Origin of the sequence: Chryseomicrobium palamuruense, assembly GCF_042649045.1 — a bacterium.
GTDB lineage: Bacteria > Bacillota > Bacilli > Bacillales_A > Planococcaceae > Chryseomicrobium > Chryseomicrobium palamuruense.
In genome coordinates this window covers 247,048-265,185 of the sequence record NZ_JBHSEF010000023.1, presented here as the reverse complement: position 1 = coordinate 265,185, position 18,138 = coordinate 247,048, and the positions used below count along the sequence as shown (strand labels likewise).

The 18,138-nt window shown below is 45.4% G+C and carries 16 protein-coding genes; 5 read left to right on the top strand and 11 right to left on the bottom strand.

Annotation, left to right across the window (positions count from 1 at the left end):
* Positions 1-76: 76 nt before the first annotated feature.
* The 5 genes from glpK to ACFO0S_RS11025 all read right to left on the bottom strand — a co-directional run bounded on the left by glpK (position 77) and on the right by ACFO0S_RS11025 (position 9,934).
* Positions 77-1,579 carry a glycerol kinase GlpK gene (gene glpK, locus ACFO0S_RS11045; protein WP_378142102.1) on the bottom strand — a complete coding sequence of 501 codons (1,503 nt, stop codon included), beginning with the start codon at positions 1,577-1,579 and terminating at the stop codon, positions 77-79.
* Positions 1,580-1,646: 67 nt separating this feature from the next.
* The gene (locus ACFO0S_RS11040; protein ID WP_378142100.1) at positions 1,647-3,665 is read right to left on the bottom strand and encodes an alpha/beta fold hydrolase; all 2,019 of its coding nucleotides are present in this window, start codon (positions 3,663-3,665) and stop codon (positions 1,647-1,649) included.
* A gap of 206 nt (positions 3,666-3,871) precedes the next feature.
* Positions 3,872-4,405, bottom strand: a complete 534-nt coding sequence (locus tag ACFO0S_RS11035; protein ID WP_378142098.1) for a glycerol-3-phosphate responsive antiterminator — start codon at positions 4,403-4,405, stop codon at positions 3,872-3,874.
* A gap of 486 nt (positions 4,406-4,891) precedes the next feature.
* The gene (locus ACFO0S_RS11030) at positions 4,892-7,312 is read right to left on the bottom strand and encodes a bifunctional diguanylate cyclase/phosphodiesterase (RefSeq protein WP_378142097.1); all 2,421 of its coding nucleotides are present in this window, start codon (positions 7,310-7,312) and stop codon (positions 4,892-4,894) included.
* Between the two features lie 162 nt (positions 7,313-7,474).
* Complete coding sequence (locus ACFO0S_RS11025) at positions 7,475-9,934, bottom strand: sensor domain-containing protein (protein WP_378142095.1); 2,460 nt, start codon at positions 9,932-9,934, stop codon at positions 7,475-7,477.
* A 324-nt stretch (positions 9,935-10,258) separates the two neighbouring features.
* Between ACFO0S_RS11025 and ACFO0S_RS11020 the strand changes: the two genes are divergently transcribed.
* The 3 genes from ACFO0S_RS11020 to ACFO0S_RS11010 all read left to right on the top strand — a co-directional run bounded on the left by ACFO0S_RS11020 (position 10,259) and on the right by ACFO0S_RS11010 (position 12,796).
* Positions 10,259-11,164, top strand: coding sequence for an ABC transporter ATP-binding protein (locus ACFO0S_RS11020; RefSeq protein ID WP_378142221.1), 906 nt, complete (start codon positions 10,259-10,261; stop codon positions 11,162-11,164).
* Entirely contained in the window at positions 11,157-12,107 is a 951-nt protein-coding gene (locus ACFO0S_RS11015) for an ABC transporter permease (RefSeq protein WP_378142094.1), read from the top strand. The genes ACFO0S_RS11020 and ACFO0S_RS11015 overlap by 8 nt, the downstream gene beginning before the upstream one ends.
* A gap of 158 nt (positions 12,108-12,265) precedes the next feature.
* The gene (locus ACFO0S_RS11010; protein WP_378142093.1) at positions 12,266-12,796 is read left to right on the top strand and encodes an NUDIX hydrolase; all 531 of its coding nucleotides are present in this window, start codon (positions 12,266-12,268) and stop codon (positions 12,794-12,796) included.
* A gap of 15 nt (positions 12,797-12,811) precedes the next feature.
* Here ACFO0S_RS11010 and ACFO0S_RS11005 read toward each other — a convergent pair whose 3' ends face one another.
* The gene (locus ACFO0S_RS11005; RefSeq protein WP_378142092.1) at positions 12,812-13,030 is read right to left on the bottom strand and encodes a hypothetical protein; all 219 of its coding nucleotides are present in this window, start codon (positions 13,028-13,030) and stop codon (positions 12,812-12,814) included.
* Positions 13,031-13,054: 24 nt separating this feature from the next.
* Positions 13,055-13,537, bottom strand: coding sequence for a GNAT family N-acetyltransferase (locus ACFO0S_RS11000; protein ID WP_378142091.1), 483 nt, complete (start codon positions 13,535-13,537; stop codon positions 13,055-13,057).
* Positions 13,538-13,610: 73 nt separating this feature from the next.
* Here ACFO0S_RS11000 and ACFO0S_RS10995 point away from each other — a divergent pair, with 73 nt between their 5' ends.
* On the top strand, positions 13,611-13,952 hold the full coding sequence (locus ACFO0S_RS10995; protein ID WP_378142089.1) for an NIPSNAP family protein: 342 nt from the start codon (positions 13,611-13,613) through the stop codon (positions 13,950-13,952).
* A 45-nt stretch (positions 13,953-13,997) separates the two neighbouring features.
* On the opposite strand, the gene ACFO0S_RS10990 is transcribed toward ACFO0S_RS10995, so the two are convergent.
* Together ACFO0S_RS10990 and ACFO0S_RS10985 are read right to left on the bottom strand one after the other, a co-directional pair.
* Positions 13,998-14,822 carry an SDR family NAD(P)-dependent oxidoreductase gene (locus ACFO0S_RS10990; RefSeq protein ID WP_378142087.1) on the bottom strand — a complete coding sequence of 275 codons (825 nt, stop codon included), beginning with the start codon at positions 14,820-14,822 and terminating at the stop codon, positions 13,998-14,000.
* Positions 14,823-14,848: 26 nt separating this feature from the next.
* Positions 14,849-15,730: a LysR family transcriptional regulator gene (locus tag ACFO0S_RS10985; protein ID WP_378142085.1), complete on the bottom strand. Its 882-nt coding sequence runs from the start codon at positions 15,728-15,730 to the stop codon at positions 14,849-14,851.
* A 109-nt stretch (positions 15,731-15,839) separates the two neighbouring features.
* On the opposite strand from ACFO0S_RS10985, the gene ACFO0S_RS10980 reads away from it, so the two are divergent.
* Entirely contained in the window at positions 15,840-16,901 is a 1,062-nt protein-coding gene (locus tag ACFO0S_RS10980) for a citrate/2-methylcitrate synthase (protein ID WP_378142083.1), read from the top strand.
* Between the two features lie 59 nt (positions 16,902-16,960).
* Here the strand turns inward: ACFO0S_RS10980 and ACFO0S_RS10975 are convergent, their stop codons facing one another.
* Together ACFO0S_RS10975 and ACFO0S_RS10970 are read right to left on the bottom strand one after the other, a co-directional pair.
* Positions 16,961-17,428 (bottom strand): cytidine deaminase, encoded by a 468-nt coding sequence (locus ACFO0S_RS10975; protein WP_378142219.1) that lies wholly within the window; start codon positions 17,426-17,428, stop codon positions 16,961-16,963.
* A 92-nt stretch (positions 17,429-17,520) separates the two neighbouring features.
* Positions 17,521-18,132, bottom strand: a complete 612-nt coding sequence (locus tag ACFO0S_RS10970) for a nitrite reductase (protein WP_378142081.1) — start codon at positions 18,130-18,132, stop codon at positions 17,521-17,523.
* Positions 18,133-18,138: the final 6 nt, after the last annotated feature.

Below are 18,138 nucleotides of genomic sequence, written 5' to 3'. Positions count from 1 at the left end.
TCTCCGATTCTCAGTCCGTTGTATTAACTTGTTTCTAGTATAGCATGAATTGGGGGGAACACCTAAGATGGTGGCTTTACCCCACGTGATGTTTATACGAACGAGTGGCGGCCACCGCTTGCTTCCACCCTGAGTAAAGCTCCTCTCGCTTTGTCTCATCCCATGTTTGATTAAATGTCTGATCTAATCTCCACTGTTCCGCGATTTCGGCTTTATCTTTCCAGAAGCCGACAGCCAGTCCCGCTAAAAAGGCTGCACCAAGTGCCGTTGTCTCGTTTCCTTGCGGACGTTCAACAGACACGCCTAAGATGTCACTTTGGAATTGCAAGAGAAAGTCATTTTTCACAGCTCCCCCGTCTACGCGAAGCGTCTTTAGGTCAATTGTAGAATCTGTGATCATCGCTTCTAATACGTCCCGCGTTTGATAGGCAAGTGACTCTAACGTGGCCCGAATAAAATGTTCTTTCGTCGACCCGCGCGTCAATCCAAAAATGGCACCTCTCGCATCGCTGTCCCAGTAAGGTGTTCCCAGCCCAACAAATGCCGGAACAAGATACATACCTTCTGTTGACTCCACGCGAGTGGCATAACTTTCACTATCCTTCGCGTGATCAATCATTCGAAGCCCGTCTCGTAACCACTGGACGGCAGAACCTGCTACGAAGACACTGCCTTCTAAAGCGTACTCCACCTTCCCGTCCACTGCCCACGCAATGGTTGTAAGAAGTCCATGAGTAGACCGTACGCGTTCCTCGCCTGTATTCATCAGCATGAAGCTTCCCGTCCCATATGTGGTTTTGGCCATGCCTTTTTCAAAGCAAGCTTGCCCGAAAAGTGCCGCTTGCTGGTCTCCTGCCATTCCGGCAATGGGAATTTCGTGGCCGAAGAAGTGATAGTCTTTTGTATAGGCATAGATTTCAGAAGACGACCGAACGTCCGGGAGCATCTGTTTGGGAATGTCTAGAATCGCTAATAGCTCGTCATCCCACGTCAAGTCTGAAATGTGAAAGAGCATCGTACGAGACGCATTGGAGTAATCCGTCACATGTGCTTTTCCTCCAGACAATTTGTAGACAAGCCATGTATCGATGGTTCCGAACAAAAGGTCTCCGTCTTCTGCTTTTTTTCGTGCTCCGGGTACATGGTCTAACAGCCATTTAATTTTGGTTGCTGAAAAATAGGGGTCGATGAGCAGTCCTGTTTTTGTCCGAACGAGTTCTTCGTGACCTGCATTCCGTAGTTGCTGACAGATTTCCTCCGTTTGTCTCGATTGCCAGACGATCGCACGGTGGATGGGTTGTCCAGTATGTTTGTCCCATACCACCGTCGTCTCTCGTTGGTTTGTAATGCCGATGCCAGCAATTTGATGAGGCTGGATATTCGCCTTTCGTAAGACTTCCGCCAAGCATGCCACGACCGAATTCCAAATTTCGAGCGCGTCATGTTCAACCCACCCTGGCTGGGGGAAATGTTGTTTGAATTCCTGTTGGGCAGATTCCACCATCTCCCCGTTTTGATTGACGAGGACTGCCCGAGAGCTTGTCGTTCCCTGATCGAGTGCTAACATAAAACGTTCCATATCTGTCCCTCCTGATGTTGAAAAGCGAAAGAGTGAGGGGCTATATGCTCCTCACTCTCCATTCACGTTAAATTACGGTGTAAAGAGCTGTGTTTGCTAAAGTAATGAGTGTCAGTAAGATTGTATTCAAGAATGCTCCTACATACACATTTCCTGTTCTGCGGTAGAAATAGCGGTTGAAAATCGCAGCTATTGTAAGAGCTGGAACCAATCCGATGACAATGATGGATGATAGAGACTCTGCTGGATACCCTGCAGTTCCTGTGATGAACAAGAGACCATAATGGTACGCTAGGTACAGAAGTAACCCGCCAATAAAGTGAAGAATGGAGATGCCATACCCTTTCCACCCGTTGTAACGTTCAGACGCGGTATTGATGTTCACGGACAGACCCACAATAAAGTAATAGATGAAGAAGAGTGGGGCATAACGGAACAGTGCCCAAACGTGTTGGTCTTCAAATGTTTTTACAGCAAGTGTCCAGAGACGGAAGTCCACCTTAAAGACGGCATCCACTAAATAAAGAATTCCGTAGCCGATCAGTATAGCAACGACGGCAGTAGCAAATGCCGCAACGATAGTTTTTATTCCAGCTTTTAGACCATAATCAGCAAACCTTGCGCCTCTTTGCTGTCTTGAAACAAAGTGATACCCAATTAAAATAAGTAACGTGACAATCGCAACATTGATTGCCCAGTATGCTATCGGATTGACTGTCGGCGCGCCAAACCATTCGGTTGTGGCAAGGAAGCGATCTTGTTCGCGTAAATAGATGTACTGCACGATGCTCACAAGTAACACTAGGCCTGCTCCGAGCTTTACATTTTTCGCAGCGCCTTTGACGAAGCCAGCGATAAGAATGATGGCAGATAAAGCAATCGTAATCATGCTGATCTGACGAAGTAACCGCATCAACGTATCGTCCCCACTATAAAGAGCTGTAAAGAATAGTGCCGGATACAATGCGCCTACTATTAGCAATACCCATCCAGTTACTTTCTCTCCAGGTGTTTGAGGTCCAGCTAGATCGGACGGACGTTTCGTCATCACCCAATTAAAGAATGGGAGTTGTGTAAGAAGACGAATGACCGGGATAAACAATAGGAAGAATCCAATGAGTGCGACGAAAGAAAACCACTCTTTCCACATCCAACTCTGTCCGTCTTCTCCAATTGTCACGACGTCCCCGTACTCTTCAAAGGCCATGTCATAAAAATCAATGGCATAGGCGGTCGAGGTCTGAGAGAAGTGATTCCAAGGGTGCGTCTCGTTCGGCTGGTAAATGACACGCATTCCACCATCTACTTCATAGACTTCGCCCGCTTGTGCGCTCTCAAGTCCTCCTAAAAAGCCAAGACCTTCCGGAGTAGAGACGTAATCTTTCTTTACGACAGATTGACCGGCCGCTGCGGCTTCCGCATTAAAGAAGAATTCGTCATATATTCCTGCAATCTTCCCTGATGGACGCGGACCATATGAATCATTGATTTGCTCATCTGTGTACCCAAGTGTTTTGACCCATTGATAATCGGAACCCATCGTAAGGGAACTGTGTATCTTGCGTATTCCTGAAGTTTGGAAATCCACTTCATCGAGCATGACGGCATGAGTGGAAGAGAACCCTCCCATAGAGTGACCGGAAACTGCAATGATTCCGTTTCCAGCTTCGTCTTTCAACACATAGTCTTGCTCATACATATACTGAACTGCGTCATAAATGGCTTGTGGCCAGAAAGAAAAAAATGGAATCGGTTTCTCTTGTGTGTTTGTTGAGTGGCCATGGTCATACTGATCGAGTGCGAGAACGACATAACCTCGCTTTGCCATTTCAATGGCTTGGGCGTCTTGCATTTCACCTGAATTTAAATACCCATGTGTAGCGATGAGCGTGGGTCTTGCTTGCTCATCTGCACCATCTGGTTTATACAGTAAGCCAGAAAGCTCACCGCGCTCGGTCTCAAAATAAATGCGTGATACGTCTACATCGCCCCCTGCATTGTTGAACATGGAAGCTACTAAACTTCCAATAAGAATTAAAGCCAGTGCGATACCTAGTAAAATAAATGATTTTTTATTATTCCTCACGATAAATCCCCCTTATGTAAATGTATGCGATAATAAATTTCTGAATTCCTTTCTTGATGAGAACAAAAAAAGACACACAAAACCACTTTGGATAGTTCCAAAGTACTCTGTGTGTCTCAAGATCTCATCACATTTGATTAACTTAGAACCAAGTATATAGGCAGATGAAAGCGGTGTCAATAATTGATTGAAAATTTACACGATGCCTACCATAAATTTGTGTTGGACGTCGTTACAACCGATGCACCGAAAGCTAAAGCTCGGTCTACATCTTCCCTTGTCCGAATCAAACCACCAGCAATGACGGGAATGCCCGTCTTTTGTTTTACTTCTTGAAGAATTTCTGGAATGACCCCAGGCAGAACTTCAATATAATCGGGTTGTATCTTTTGGCAAGCCTTTAGATTGTGGTCGAGTGCGACACTGTCTAAAGCAAATAGACGCTGTATACCCACGATTTTTCTTTTCTTTGCAAAGGTAATGACACTAGATCGCGTCGAAATGATGCCATCTACTTTTACATTATGAATGAGATACTCCAGTCCATACTCATCTACCTTTAACCCTTGTACTAAATCAGCATGTATGAAGACTTCTTTTCCTTTTAGTTTTGCGTGTTTCACGACACTTTCCAATTGGGAGAGGCGAGTTTCTAATAAGATGATTTTTTGATGATCTGTGTTTAAGACTTTGTCAAAATCTTTCATATTACGTATTGCTGGTATCACTTCACTACACATATTCTTCCTCCGCTAAGCTCGACTTTGTTTTATATTCTGCGGAAGTCGAAATAAAATTGCAAGTTTCGACTTAGTTATCTTGTAATAGAAAGTAAAGTCCTCGCGGAAAGATAAAAATATGTGAAGGTGTACTACCTGTTGAAAATAGATCTTACACGAAAAAACAACCCCCCGCTGCATCCTTCCCCAAACGAAAAGATGTGGATACCTTTCTAGTGAAATTTCTATCCACATGTGGATAAGATGACTTCGGTAGGGGGATTGCTTATTGTGGATAAGTCGTAAATGAATGGTGTGCTTTGATGAGAGAGACAAGGGGGAAAGATTATGAGTAAAGAAAGAAAGATTACACTCGGGTTACTGTTTAATAAACAAAAGGCAGGGGAATAGACATCGGCCTCTGCACACTTCAGGGGAAAAATAACGAACGAAAGCCGTACTTCCATAAAAATTGGAGGTACGGCTTTTCACAGGTTTAGGCGCAAGTCAGTACTCGAGTTGCTTCGAAAATAGCTGAGTAATTTCTTTCGGCGGTACCGGTTTACTGAAGTAGTACCCTTGCGCATAATCACAAAGATGATGTCTTAAGAATTCTTCTTGCTGCTGAGTTTCTACACCTTCTGCTGTGACGCTCATTCCTAAATCATGTGCCAGCTGAATTATGGTTTTTACAAGGGAAGCATCTTTTGGATCTGAACCAATCGCGCCAGTGAAATGCTGATCAATCTTGAGCGTGCAAACAGGAAGCAGCCTTAGATAGCGTAAGGATGAAAATCCGGTTCCAAAATCATCAATAGACAGATGCACTCCCAGTCTTTTAAGGTCATTCATCGTTTCAATCGCACCTTTAGATTCCTGAAGCAGCCTTTCCGTCAACACAAATTCAAGTAGATGGGGTGCCAAGCGTGTAGAATGCAGGACCTTCTCGACTTCCTCATAAAAATTAGGTTGAGAGAATTGGAGTGCTGAGATATTTACGGCTACCCGAAGTTCAGGTAGTCCCGTCTCTTGCCAAGCTTTATTTTGTTCACAGGCGGCTTGTAAAACATATTTTCCAATTTGAAGAATAGACCCCGTTGTTTCAGCGATTGGGATAAACTCTCCAGGAGAAATCATGCCAAGTTGAGGGTGGTTCCATCGTAATAAGGCTTCAACTCCAACGATTCTGCCTGACGCAAGGCTAACCTGAGGTTGATAATAAATCGAGAACTCTTGATTTTCTAAAGCTCGATGAAGGTCATTCGCAATTCTGGATTGTCTGGAGACGACTTCTCTCATATCGTTTGTAAACAAGCGAAAATGGTTTTTGCCGAACTCCTTTACCTGATAGAGTGCGATATCTGCATGCTTGATTAAGGTGTCTACATCGTCTCCATGGTCAGGATACACACTGATTCCAATAGACGGTGTCACATACAAGTTTTCTTTTTCAAGAAGAAAAGGTGTGTGGAAGCATTTTAAAATATTCGCTGCAAACTTTATGGCCTTATCACTATCTGCACCAGGCAGAAGAAAGACAAACTCATCACCACCTAAACGGGCCAGGGTGGCGACTTTGCCTATTTTCAGGCGTAGGCGTTCGGTCACTTCTACTAACAGTTGGTCCCCCACGGGGTGCCCGAATCGATCATTGATATGTTTAAAATGATCAATATCCATGTAAAGAAGGGCAAGGCTCTCTTGGTTTGCTTTTGCATTTTGGAGAGTGGGCAACAATCGTTCGGTAAAGTATCGTCGATTAGGTAAATCGGTTAATGAGTCCGTGAGGCTCAAGTGGCGAATCTGATCTTCTGATTGTTTTCGAGTCGTAATATCCCGGATGAATTTGCTGAAATAGAAAGTCTCACCTTCTTGCCATGAACCAAGGCTCATCTCCATAGGGAAGACACTTCCATCCTTTCGAAGACCCGTCAGTTCATGTGTCTTCCCATAAAGACTTCCTGGAGCATGCGGTAGATACTGCCTCCTAATTTGGTCAAATTGCTCACCTGACTCAGCAGGGATCAAGAGGGACGAGTGCTTGCCGATCATTTCTTTCTTGGCATACCCGAAGATGGTTTCTGCCCCCCGGTTCCAATGCGTGATGAGTCCTTCATCCGTTGTCACGATAATCGCCTCTTTGGCAGACTCGATAACGGATTCAAATTTATCGTTCGACGCTCTTTTTTGAGCAAAGATTCTTCGTTCATAGCGTAAATTGAGATATGTAAAACCTAAGATGACAAGCATTCCAAAGGCTACCGCATAACCGAGTAAAGAGTTAGTAACGGAAGGTACATGAGGATGCATCGCATGAGAGTCAGAGACATATGTGGCAGCTGCCATTCCCGTATAGTGCATCCCAGAAATGGCGGCCCCTAGAATGACTGCACTTCCCAGTTTCCGCCAGTGAAATCCGGCTTGATGCTGCGAGCGGAACAAAAGAAAGAGGGCTGCGAGTGAAGCTGTATAGGCGACTAAAACGGATAGGGCCACTAGAAAAGGATCGTAGACAATCCGTAGAGACATGTTCATCGCTTCCATGCCGATATAGTGCATGGAAACAATTCCAGCGGCGATGAACAATGCCCCAACCAGGAAACGAACAAGAGAATAGCTCGGGCGATGAATGATCGAAAAGGCAATCCCCGAGGCGATAAGAGCAGGTAAGATGGAAATTATCACGAGTGGGACTTCGTAAGAGACTTCGGTTGGTAAGTGGAAAGCGAGCATGGCCATAAAGTGCATTGACCAAATTCCGAGGCCTAAAACGATGGCCCCAGCTCCAATCCATCGATGGCGTGACTTTGCTGTTGAGAGCGCTAATCGACTACTTATATCCAGCGCAATGAATGATGAGAAAATTGCCACACTAATAGAAAGTAGAATGAGGGGCCAATCATAGAAATGGGTTAACGTGTTCATCATTACCAGCTCGTTTCATCGGTCTTTGTTTTACAACTATACCAAATTTCAGAAGAAAAAAGTGGATACTTTTCTTTTTTTCTAGACTATTTGACGTATAAAAACCCTAATTTCCTCCTTTTTTATGTGGAATAAAGAAAAAAGCCGACGCGATGTCGGCCTCTACTAAGTATTTGGTTGGTAATCTGCCAACATCTCTTCGATTTGTTTGTCAGGTTGTGGGCGTGCATAGTAATAACCTTGCATCGTATCACATCCCAGTTCCTTCAATATGTGAGCCTGTTCAGAAGTCTCCACACCCTCTGCGACAATCTTTGTCCGGAGGTTGTGACCAAGTGAAATGATGGCGCCCACAATCGCTTCCCCGTTCTCTTCATGTAAGTCGGCAATGAAAGCCTGATCGATTTTTAAATGATGAATCGGGAAGTAACGCAGTTGCTTAAAAGAACTGTACCCTGTTCCAAAGTCATCCATGGCAATTTGAACACCAAGGTCGCGAAGGGCATATAAAATGTGTGCAGCCATTTCCTCTTGCATCGCAATCGATTCCGTGATTTCAAGCGTCAGATACTCAGGCGCAAGCTCGGTCTCCTCCAGTATCTGCCGGACTTGCTCGACTAGGTCCTGTTGATAGAACTGTCGAAGGGAAAGATTCACGGACACGGGCACGAACATGCCAAACTTCTCTTGCCAGTATTTATTCGTCCGGCAGGCTTCCCGCAACACCCACTCTCCGATTGGAAGGATCAATCCATTTTCTTCGGCAAGCGGAATGAAGTCTGCGGGTGACACGTTGCCAAGTTGAGGGCATTCCCACCTGAGCAAGGCTTCGAATCCGCATAGGTTTTCTTTTCGTGCACAGTACTGCGGCTGATAGTGCAGTGAAAATTCATTGAACTCCAGCGCTTTATGGAGGTATGAATTAATTTGTAAGGTGTTCTTCGTCGTCTCCCCGATTTGGTGACTATAAAACTGATAGTTGTTTCGGCCGATGCGCTTCGCGTGATACATCGCAAGATCCGAAGAGTTCATGATCCCTTTCACATCTTGTGCATCTTTTGGGTATAAGCCGATCCCGATGCTCGCTGTCAAAACGGTTTCCAACCCGTTCAAATAAAGAGGTCTTCGCAGTTCAGCCACGATGAGTTCAGCCACGTGTTTGACAGTAGCTTCTGAAACTTTTCGCAAGATGACCGTAAATTCATCCCCCGCATACCGGAAGACAGCACCCTTTTCACCCACGACACTTAGTAGACGGTCTGCTGCTTCCTGAAGAACCGTGTCCCCTGCTGCATGACCTAAATGGTCATTGATAAATTTGAAGCGGTCCAGGTCAACGAGAAGGACGGCAGATACTTCCTCTTCCGCATGTGGTTCTCCAGTCAGAAGCGTCAGCTCATCTTGGAATAGACGTTGATTACCAAGAGAAGTCAGGACGTCATGGTAAGCCATGTAATTGGCTAAGTCTTCGTTTTTCCGGCTCTCCGTAATATCTTTGCAGAGGCAGTGAATCGCCGTCAGCTTTCCCTCGATTTTTACAGGGATCAACATAACATGGAGTTGATGCTGTTTTTGGTCGTGTCCGATGATTATCGTTTCATACTGACGTGGTTGACCATCCAGTACCATTTGAAAATTTTGATACGCCTCTATTCTTCGGTCGGGTGGGATTACTTTTAAAAATGACTTGCCTAGTAAGTCTTCTTGTGCAAAATTAATCATCCGAGTGGCTGCGTCGTTAATTCGGAGGAAGCGACCCTCTAAATCAAATGTTAGGACTGGATTGATGTTGTAATCAAAAAGTGCCCGGTAATATTGTTCATTTTCTTTTAATAGGTTTTCCAGGACGCGCTTCTCTGTGATGTCCTGTGCAATCCCGATGAGACCTGAGATTTTCTCTTCAATGATAATCGGGATGGCAGTAATATCCACATCGAGCACCACGCCATCTTGTCTTTTCACTTTTGCAGAAAAGCGAGCGGTGTTTCCGCGGAGGACTTCATGAAAATGCTCTCTCAACCAGTTTAAATCCTCGCTCACAAGAAGTTCTAATGCATTCTTTTGGAGAATTTCGTCTGGTCCGTAGCCCAAAGCGAGAAGTCCGTTGTTGTTTATACTCGCAATTTGTCCGTTCATATGAATTGTAAATGCGATATCGGGGTTATAGGTAAAGAGAGAACTGAACTCTTGTTCAGACTGTTTCAGTTGCTGCCGGGTTTCGTAGTGTTCCGTGATATTGATGATGGTGACCACCATCACAGTTTCGCCTGATCCCAGTCGAACAGGATGAGGTTCCACTTTAAGGGTAGCTCCCGATAAGTTTTTCTTCAGAGGACTTTCTTTCAAATCAAACGCAATCTTCTGCGTCTCACTTCTTAATTCTTCAATGTCTTTGTCGAGTGGGATTTCAAATAATTCCTTCCAAGAATAGCTCATTAATTGCTCTTTTGTCATATGAAGAAGTTCCGTCGTTTTTTGATTGACGTATAGGAGTTGCTCCGGGCGCGTATGGTTGGGCATAGCAAAGAGACAGACAGGTTCTGGAAAGTTTTCAAGGATGCGCGTAAAATCTTCCACGTCATACATGGAGGCGAGATGGTCGTCCACTAAGTTGTATATTTTCATAGGTCACCTTCTTACTATAAACTTGTAAAAATATGCTAATATTCATATTTTTTGATGATACTTGTTTTACCTAGTATAAGTCAAAAAAAAGCCAGTGAATATGCCTATTTCAAAAGAATACACGCTTTTCTGACAATTTCGCATGCCGTAATAAATGGTTGCTTGTATTTTTTAACCCCAGGGGTTATTTCGTTGTCAAGTTAACTTGGCTTTTAGAATAACCCCTGGGGTTGGATATATGTTTGAAACTTTTTTCCAAAATAAGCGTACTAGAGGAAGAAGATAGAATGAAGGAGTGAGGATGTGGAGGAAAATCACGTAGTGATGGACATCATCGATTTGAAGAAGACGATAGGCAAGAAAGAAATCATCAAAGGCATCAGCTTTCAGATTCAGCGAGGAGAAGTGTTTGGTTTTCTAGGGCCGAACGGGGCAGGAAAGACCACCACCATCCGAATGATGGTCGGTCTCATGGGGATCACAGCAGGAGACGTCCGCATTGAAGGTAAGAGCATTAAGTCCGATTATCAGGCAGCTGTTCAGCACGTAGGGGCAATTGTAGAGAATCCGGAAATGTATCCGTTCCTCAGTGGCTGGAAGAATTTGCAGCAGTTTGCGCGCATGGTAGACGGCGTGACGGATGAACGAATTCGAGAAGTAGTGGCACTTGTGGGGCTAGAGAAGGCGATTCATGAGAAGGCCGGACGTTACTCGCTCGGGATGCGTCAACGGTTAGGTATCGCGCAAGCCCTTTTACATAACCCGTCTATTTTGATTTTAGACGAACCGACAAATGGTCTGGACCCTTCCGGCATCCGAGAGATTCGAATGTACTTACGGAAACTGGCGGCAGAAGAAAATGTCGCGGTCATAGTATCGAGTCATATGTTAAGTGAAATCGAGCTGATGTGTGACCGCATCGGAATCATCAAAAACGGCAAGATGGTGGCGATTGAACCCGTACAGGCAAAATCGGAAGATACGTCTGTTGTGATTGTCCGTCTCGAAGCGGAGCCAATTGAAGGGGCCCTGCAGATTGTCAAAGGGCACGTCATGGACGATGTGGTCGTGGAAGAGAATGTTCTGACGTTCTCGATGACACGAGAAACCATTCCGGCCGTTGTCAAAGCACTGGCGATGAAAGATGTGGCAATCTATAGCATCCATCAACAGCACACATCCCTCGAAGACAAGTTCTTCGATTTGATTGGAGAGAATACCATTGGCTAATTTTTTGAAGCTCGTCTGGAACGAGCAGATCAAGTTATTCGCGAAGAAGTCGACGTGGGTAATGGTGGGAATGCTTGTGGTACTCGTGATTGGGGCGGGTCTCCTGACGTATTTCTTTAGCGGAGATGTTGTCAATAAAGAATACGGAGATAATTGGCGAGAAGAGTTGACCGCAGAGAATGAGAAATATCAGGCGGAGATGTCGGAAGAAGAGTTCGGTGGCATGTATTACCAACTCGACGTCGAGCGCAATACCTATCATTTAGAAGAAAACATCCGCCCGCTGTCTTATGACGCATGGCAATTTACATTTGACAACACGCTCTTCATGACACTGATCAGTTTGTTTGCGATCATCACGGCAGCGAGCATTGTCTCGAATGAGTTTAAATGGGGAACAATTAAGCTATTATTGATTCGTCCGATTTCCCGCTGGAAGATCTTGCTTTCAAAATATGTTTCCGTATTTGTGTTTGTCGCATTACTTGTCGTCGTCCTGTTAATCTCGTCCATGCTCGTTGGAGGAATTTTATTCGGCCTGAACGGTCTGTCTCCAAACATGGTCATGCAGACGATGAACGGTTTTGCGGAACAAAACATTCCGCAAGCGATCTTGCGTGATTACGGCTTTGGACTTGTGTCCCTCATCGTCATGACGACATTTGCGTTCATGGTCTCTACACTCTTCCGGAGTAGTGCTATGGCTATCGGCTTGTCGATTTTCTTACTCATGGCTGGTGGTGCGATCGTGGGGTTCTTGTCTCGCTACGAGTGGGCAAAATTCATTTTATTTGCGAATACGAACTTGGCCCAGTACTTTAACGGCAATACGCCGATGATTGAAGGCATGACACTTGTCTTCTCGGTCACCGTACTCATCGTTTACCTCGTCATCTTTATTGCCGTCGCATTTGGCACGTTCCAGAAGCGTGATGTGGCATAGGGCAAATATTTAACCCCAGTAACCCCAGGGGTTGTACCGCAACCAAGTTAACTTGGCTTATGGAATAACCCCTGGGGTTGCGTTGTTTTAAATTAGACATCTCTTTCATTTTCGCCTATAGTAAAACTCCTATGAATGACCGGATGGAGGGTACAGATATGGAATTATGGGATGTGTATACGAAAACGCGAGAGAAGACGGGGCGCACACATGTGCGTGGAAGTGTAGACCGAATGATAGAAGGTGATTATCACATTGTCATTGACGTATGGACCTTCCTACCTGACGGACGACTACTCTTGAGCCAGCGAGATCCTCTAAAACCAAGTGGCTTGTTATGGGAAGGCACAGGTGGTTCTATCCTTACTGGAGAAACCAGTTTGATGGGAGCCGTTCGAGAAGTAGAAGAAGAGATTGGTTTACAACTGAACCCTGATGACTTGGTATTGGCGGGGGAAATCATCCGCAATGATTACTTACTTGACGTCTATGTTACGCGGTTTCCTCAAATGATTTTTATTGAAGAGCTCTCTTTCCAGGAAGGTGAAGTCGTTGACGCCAAGCTGGTGACAAAAGAAGAGTTCTTCGAAATGGGGAGAGCAGGTCTTCTGACGAAGAATATGCTGCCCAGGTATGAGTTGTTTCAAGAATTGATGGACTCGTATTTTCAACCAATTCCAACCAAATAAAGCTTTCAGAGATGCTCAGTTTTGGGCATCTCTTTCTTTTATGATTTCCCGCTCGATCAACTCCAACGAAATCTCAAACGCTCGTATCCGTCGTTCAGCTAATGTGATTTGAGATTTGTAACGCTGTGGATTCTCTTTTTGCTGGAGAGTGGTGACTGTTTCTCTGAGCTTATGTACGAGTGATTTGATTTGCTTTTTTGATTCTTCGAGTTCTTCTAAAGTGAAAGTACTCAAGGTAGTTTCTCCTCTCAAATAATTTCAAACAATAGTCTTCCTAAAAAATAAAGTAGAACCATTTTGACTTACGATTTCAAACCCTAACTTTTCAAGCATCTTTTGGGCACGAAGATTTTCTAAGTTCGTCTCCGCTGTCACGTGGTGAATCCTAAAACGTTTAGATGCATACGTTATCGCAAGCTGAGCTGCTTTTGTACCTATTCCTTGCTGCCATAAAGAGGATTCTCCGATGGCAATTCCGAGTTCAGTCGAGGTGTCTGTTTGATCAGCGAGGTCGATATAACCAATGAGACGCCCACTATATTCGATACCTAATCGTAAAAATGTAGGAGAATCATTTTCCACACATCGCTCCCACCAAGCAAGTAGCTCGTTTGCATCCCGGTTGGTTGTCCACTCATTTGCCTGACAAAAGAGATGGTCTTGGCTCCACTTCGCCACTTCCGGAAAGTCATTCATCGTAAGAGGGCGAAGACTGATTTCTAGTCCTGCAACATTTTCCATTTTTTCACGTCTCCTTTTCCGTAAGTATAGCATGTGGAGTATACTCGTATAAGGCAGACAAAGGGGGTAGTCGATGTTTTATCGTCGGAAGTTTTATCATGTACGAAATGAGATCGTGGAAGCATTCAACGAGCTGTTCAACACCATTAATTTACCGAATCAACTCAAACATGGGGCACGTCTTGTGGGCCGTTGGATGGTGCCAGTAAATGAAGATGTCACCGAAGTTTTTGCGATTTGGGAATATGAGAGTTACGAAGCGTACATAGAAATTGAAGAAGCGGCTCGTGCAGATGAGGCGCATGTCGCACGCGTGAATGACTGGTACACGAAACAGGGAGGAAAGGCGTTCGTGCATGACACCTACTTTGTTGACGTGCGGAATGAGAAGTTGATCAATACAGTGAATGCCTGATCAACCCCATAGAAAAGACGTAGGAATTATCCCTACGTCTTTTATTTATGAAAATGAAGCCACCATATCCTCGCTCTTCTCCCATAATAGCTTCGCAATCGTCCCGTCATCGAACGCATTCACACACATCGGCTTGCCTTTCGAGTACACGCCACCTGGTTCCCAGTCCACGCCCGGTGTGCCTTCAACTAACTTCACGAAAGCCTCTGCACTTTTCTCCGGAGAAATCGTGATCAAGTATTTGAGTGGTGTATGGTACATGAACTTCATGAAGTGGTTGGTTTCAGAAGCAAAGCTCGTGCGTACCACGCCTGGATGAAACGCAACTGCAGAGATTCCTTGGTCCCCGTAACGAGCTTGCAGTTCGCGCGTGAAGTAGATGTTCGCAAGTTTGCCGTTCCCGTAGGCATTCGTTGCGGAATAATTTTTCTCATTGTTCAGGTCGGTTATATCAAATGTCTTTCCAAATAAATTGGATGCTTCACTTGACGTCTGAATGACTTTCGCCCGGTTCGCTAGGAGTTTAGGCAATAGTAGTTTCGTGAGCAGAAAAGGACCTAAATGATTCACCTGGAACGTTTTCTCAAAACCGTCCGCCGTCACTTCCCGATTGCCCATAATGCCGCCCGCATTGTTGGCGAGAACGTCGATTCGCGGGTACTGCTCCAGCTCTTCAGCAAGTCTGCGAACATCGTTAAGTCGTGTAAAATCCACTAAATGATAAGGCGCCTTTAATTCAGCCGCGAGTTTTTGAGTCTTCTCTTTGGAGCGTCCGACAAGAACGACCTGATATCCTTTTTTGGTCAGCTGTCTTGCGGCCGCTGCGCCGATGCCGTCACTTGCTCCTGTCAGTACAATGGTTTGTGTCATGTCATTTCCTCCTCTATGTCTCTTCTTTACCCGAAATAACTGCCTTTGATTGCCTCTAAGAAGGCCAGTTCTAGTTCCCCTTCATGCTTCATTACACCATACGTGCTGACTTGCGGCAGGTCAAACAACGGAAAAGGCACACTTGTCAGCCGTCCCTCCAACAATTCCCTCCGTACGATGGAATGAGGGAGGAAGGACACGCCGAGTCCTTCTTGAATGAGCCGTTTGGTCACAGAAGCCTGCGACACCTTCATGGACCGAACGCCGGACACTTGATGTGTGAGCCTCGTCAATAGTTCATCCCAAATCACGGGATGATGATGGGTGAACAGAGGAGCTGACTGCAAGATTTCTAGAGCGTCAAGCGCAGGGCCGGATTCATCGTCGTACGGGTCCGGCGCTTTCACAAGATGAATCGCTTCTGTAAATAAGGTGTGCTGAATCAATTTATTATCGGTAGGGGCCAAGGCGGAAATGCCGAAATCGACTTCCTGGTGAGAAACCAGATCTTGAATCACAAGAGATTCCTCGATGCGGATTTGCAGCTCAATGGTCGGATGGGCTTGAGTGAACCGGCGAATGACGCTTGGTAAAATGGTTTCCGCGAGTAAGGGTGAGATAGCCAGTATCCATTTACGCGTATATCCCTGAGCTAAGGCGCGCACGTCCTGGACAGACTGCGTGAGCTCTTCTAGCAGATGTTTGCTTCGCGCGTAAAACAATTGCCCTTCTGGTGTCAGGTGAACTCGGTTCTGTTGGCGAACAAAGAGAGCTACACCAAGCGACTGTTCTAAGCGGTGAATGTGTACCGTCACATTCGGCTGAGACATATGCAAAATCTCGGATGCCTTGCGGAAATTCAATGTCTCGGCACATATACAAAACGTTTTCATCCACGGAATCTCCACGGAATGCCCTCCTTTCAATTAATAAATGTAATTGACTTAATTATAATCATTTAATTTTTGTAATCATAGGAAAGAGGTATAGTACAAGTAAGTAAAGGAGGGTGTTTAGATGTATACAAGAGGACTAAAAGGTGTGGTCGCAGTCGAGACACGGATTTCATCTGTAGACGGAGAGAACGGCGTTCTTCGCTACCGCGGAAAGACGATTGAAGAGGTAGTTCACGGAGGAACTTTTGAGTCGGTCGCTGCTTTCTTGTGGGGTGTCGAGAAGGAAGACGTAGAATTCTCATTAAGGGAAGGACGACAGCTTGGTACGGCACGAATCGATTTTCTCCGTCAGGTACCGAGAGAGGTATCCCTTATGGACCAAGTGCGGACGGTCATGTCTACACTGGGGACGCCTACGTTTTTGCAAAAGTCACTTGCTGAACAGGCCATGTTGCTCACAGGTGCTATACCGGTCATAACAGCAGCAGCCTACCGCATGACAAAAGGGAGAGCGCCGGTAGCTCCTGACCCTGAGCTTCCGTACGTAGCGAACTACCTTTACATGATTACTGGCAAGAAACCTACGGAAACATCGGCGAAAGCTCTAGAGACTTACTTGATCACAACGATGGAACACGGAATGAACGCATCAACGTTTGCGGCGCGTGTCACGGTTTCCAGTGAATCTGATCTTCCGTCAGGACTGGTATCAGCTTTAGGGACGATGAAAGGACCGCTTCATGGAGGAGCCCCTTCCGGCGTGTTGGCACTGCTAGACGAGATTCAAGAGGTGGGATCAGTAGAAGCAGTGATTCAAAAGAAGCTAGAAACAGGAGAACGTATCATGGGATTTGGTCATCGTGTTTACAAAACTGAAGACCCGCGCTCACTGGTGTTGCGGTATGCGTGTGAACGTCTGGGTGCTGAAGAAGCATGGCTTGCGTTGGCCGTAAAGGCAGAAGCAGAAATTATCCGCTTACTAGATCAGTACAAACCGGGTCGTCGTTTATATACGAACGTCGAGTACTACGCGGCAGCCATCATGAAATCAATCGATATGTCACCAGAGCTCTTTACACCAACATTCAGCGTGGCACGGACTGTAGGATGGACGGCGCATATGGTGGAACAGTTAAAGGAAAATATGATCTTCCGTCCAGAGTCTGTATATATAGAAGACTGACGATACTGGTAAGTTCATTAAAAATGCCGCTTCGCAAAATTGCGAGGCGGCATGTTCCATTACATCTCTAAATCAGTAAACGCAAACGGCAATAATTCCTTTAAAGCCAGTGTGTGAATCTCGTTTTTATCGTTTGTTAAGTGAACCGGTAGGTCTGGTTCGAAAAATTCAGCCATGACTTGGCGACAGATGCTGCAGGGCGGCAAGAAGTCTTCCGTGTTTCCGTTCACGGCGATTTCAACGAAGTCCCCTTTTTTGTAGCCTTCTGTGATCGCAGTGAAAATCGCTGTACGCTCGGCACAGTTCGTTGCACCAAACGATACATTTTCCACATTGACGCCTGTAAACACACGGCCGTCTTTCATAAGTATCGCCGCACCTACTGGAAACTTGGAGTATGGTGAGTACGAACGTACTTTGATCTCGCGAGCGCGTTCAACAAGTTGTTCTCTATTCATACAATCATTCCTCTCAAGAAAAATGAACTGGTTGGAGTTCCCTATATGCCTAATTGTAGGCAGGAACATAATCGTACACTGTTTTGTAAGCGTGTGCAAGCAGAATAATTCTCGAAATTCCTTGGCAGGACAGTTCTAAAAATCCATTCTCAGAACAGGTCTTACCTAAACAACCCCTGCAACTCCTCAATTCCATATCGGTGCACAAATTTGGCGAGAGGTTCACGTTTTTTACCTTCTTCGGCATATAGGTCAATGACACGGTCAATGGCTTGGTAAAGTTGATCTGGCTGCGCTTTTTCAAGGACCAGCGTGCCGAGCTGTGCGTCAATGCCTTTCGCTTTTCCGCCTACATAAAGATTGTACGTATCTTTGATTTTCATAATACCTATATCGTTCGCAAGTGGCTCCCCGCACCCCACAGCACATCCTGTATAGGCTGCGCGTACAGTGAAGGGTACCGGTCGTCCCGCAATCCGGGCATTGATTTCTTTGGCAACAGGCATTCCTTCTTCTTCCGACCCTTTGCAGAAATTGCATGTCCGCAAGCTTTTCACAAAATTTCCGACGGGATAGACAGAGAGCCCTGCTTCTTTGAAGGCTTGTAATGCTTTCTCTTCCTGATCTTCACGTAGTTCAACATAGAGTTGTTGAAACGTAGTAAGTTCAAGTTCTTGGTTCTCCTCTAAATACTCCGCAATGGTCAATAATTGCCGTGCGTTCAATTTAGAACCGAACGAAATTCCGCCATTGATTGCAAATTTTTTCTTCATACCCGT

Bases quoted from the DNA above. Each gene is read 5' to 3' on its own strand.
- ACFO0S_RS11025 (WP_378142095.1), bottom strand. From the start codon at position 9,934: ATGAAAATATACAACTTAGTGGACGACCATCTCGCCTCCATGTATGAC.
- ACFO0S_RS11020 (WP_378142221.1), top strand. From the start codon at position 10,259: ATGGACATCATCGATTTGAAGAAGACGATAGGCAAGAAAGAAATCATC.
- ACFO0S_RS10995 (WP_378142089.1), top strand. From the start codon at position 13,611: ATGTTTTATCGTCGGAAGTTTTATCATGTACGAAATGAGATCGTGGAA.
- ACFO0S_RS11000 (WP_378142091.1), bottom strand. From the start codon at position 13,537: ATGGAAAATGTTGCAGGACTAGAAATCAGTCTTCGCCCTCTTACGATG.
- ACFO0S_RS10990 (WP_378142087.1), bottom strand. From the start codon at position 14,822: ATGACACAAACCATTGTACTGACAGGAGCAAGTGACGGCATCGGCGCA.
- ACFO0S_RS10970 (WP_378142081.1), bottom strand. From the start codon at position 18,132: ATGAAGAAAAAATTTGCAATCAATGGCGGAATTTCGTTCGGTTCTAAA.
- ACFO0S_RS11035 (WP_378142098.1), bottom strand. From the start codon at position 4,405: ATGTGTAGTGAAGTGATACCAGCAATACGTAATATGAAAGATTTTGAC.
- glpK (WP_378142102.1), bottom strand. From the start codon at position 1,579: ATGGAACGTTTTATGTTAGCACTCGATCAGGGAACGACAAGCTCTCGG.
- ACFO0S_RS11030 (WP_378142097.1), bottom strand. From the start codon at position 7,312: ATGATGAACACGTTAACCCATTTCTATGATTGGCCCCTCATTCTACTT.
- ACFO0S_RS10975 (WP_378142219.1), bottom strand. From the start codon at position 17,428: ATGTTCCTGCCTACAATTAGGCATATAGGGAACTCCAACCAGTTCATT.
- ACFO0S_RS10980 (WP_378142083.1), top strand. From the start codon at position 15,840: ATGTATACAAGAGGACTAAAAGGTGTGGTCGCAGTCGAGACACGGATT.
- ACFO0S_RS11010 (WP_378142093.1), top strand. From the start codon at position 12,266: ATGGAATTATGGGATGTGTATACGAAAACGCGAGAGAAGACGGGGCGC.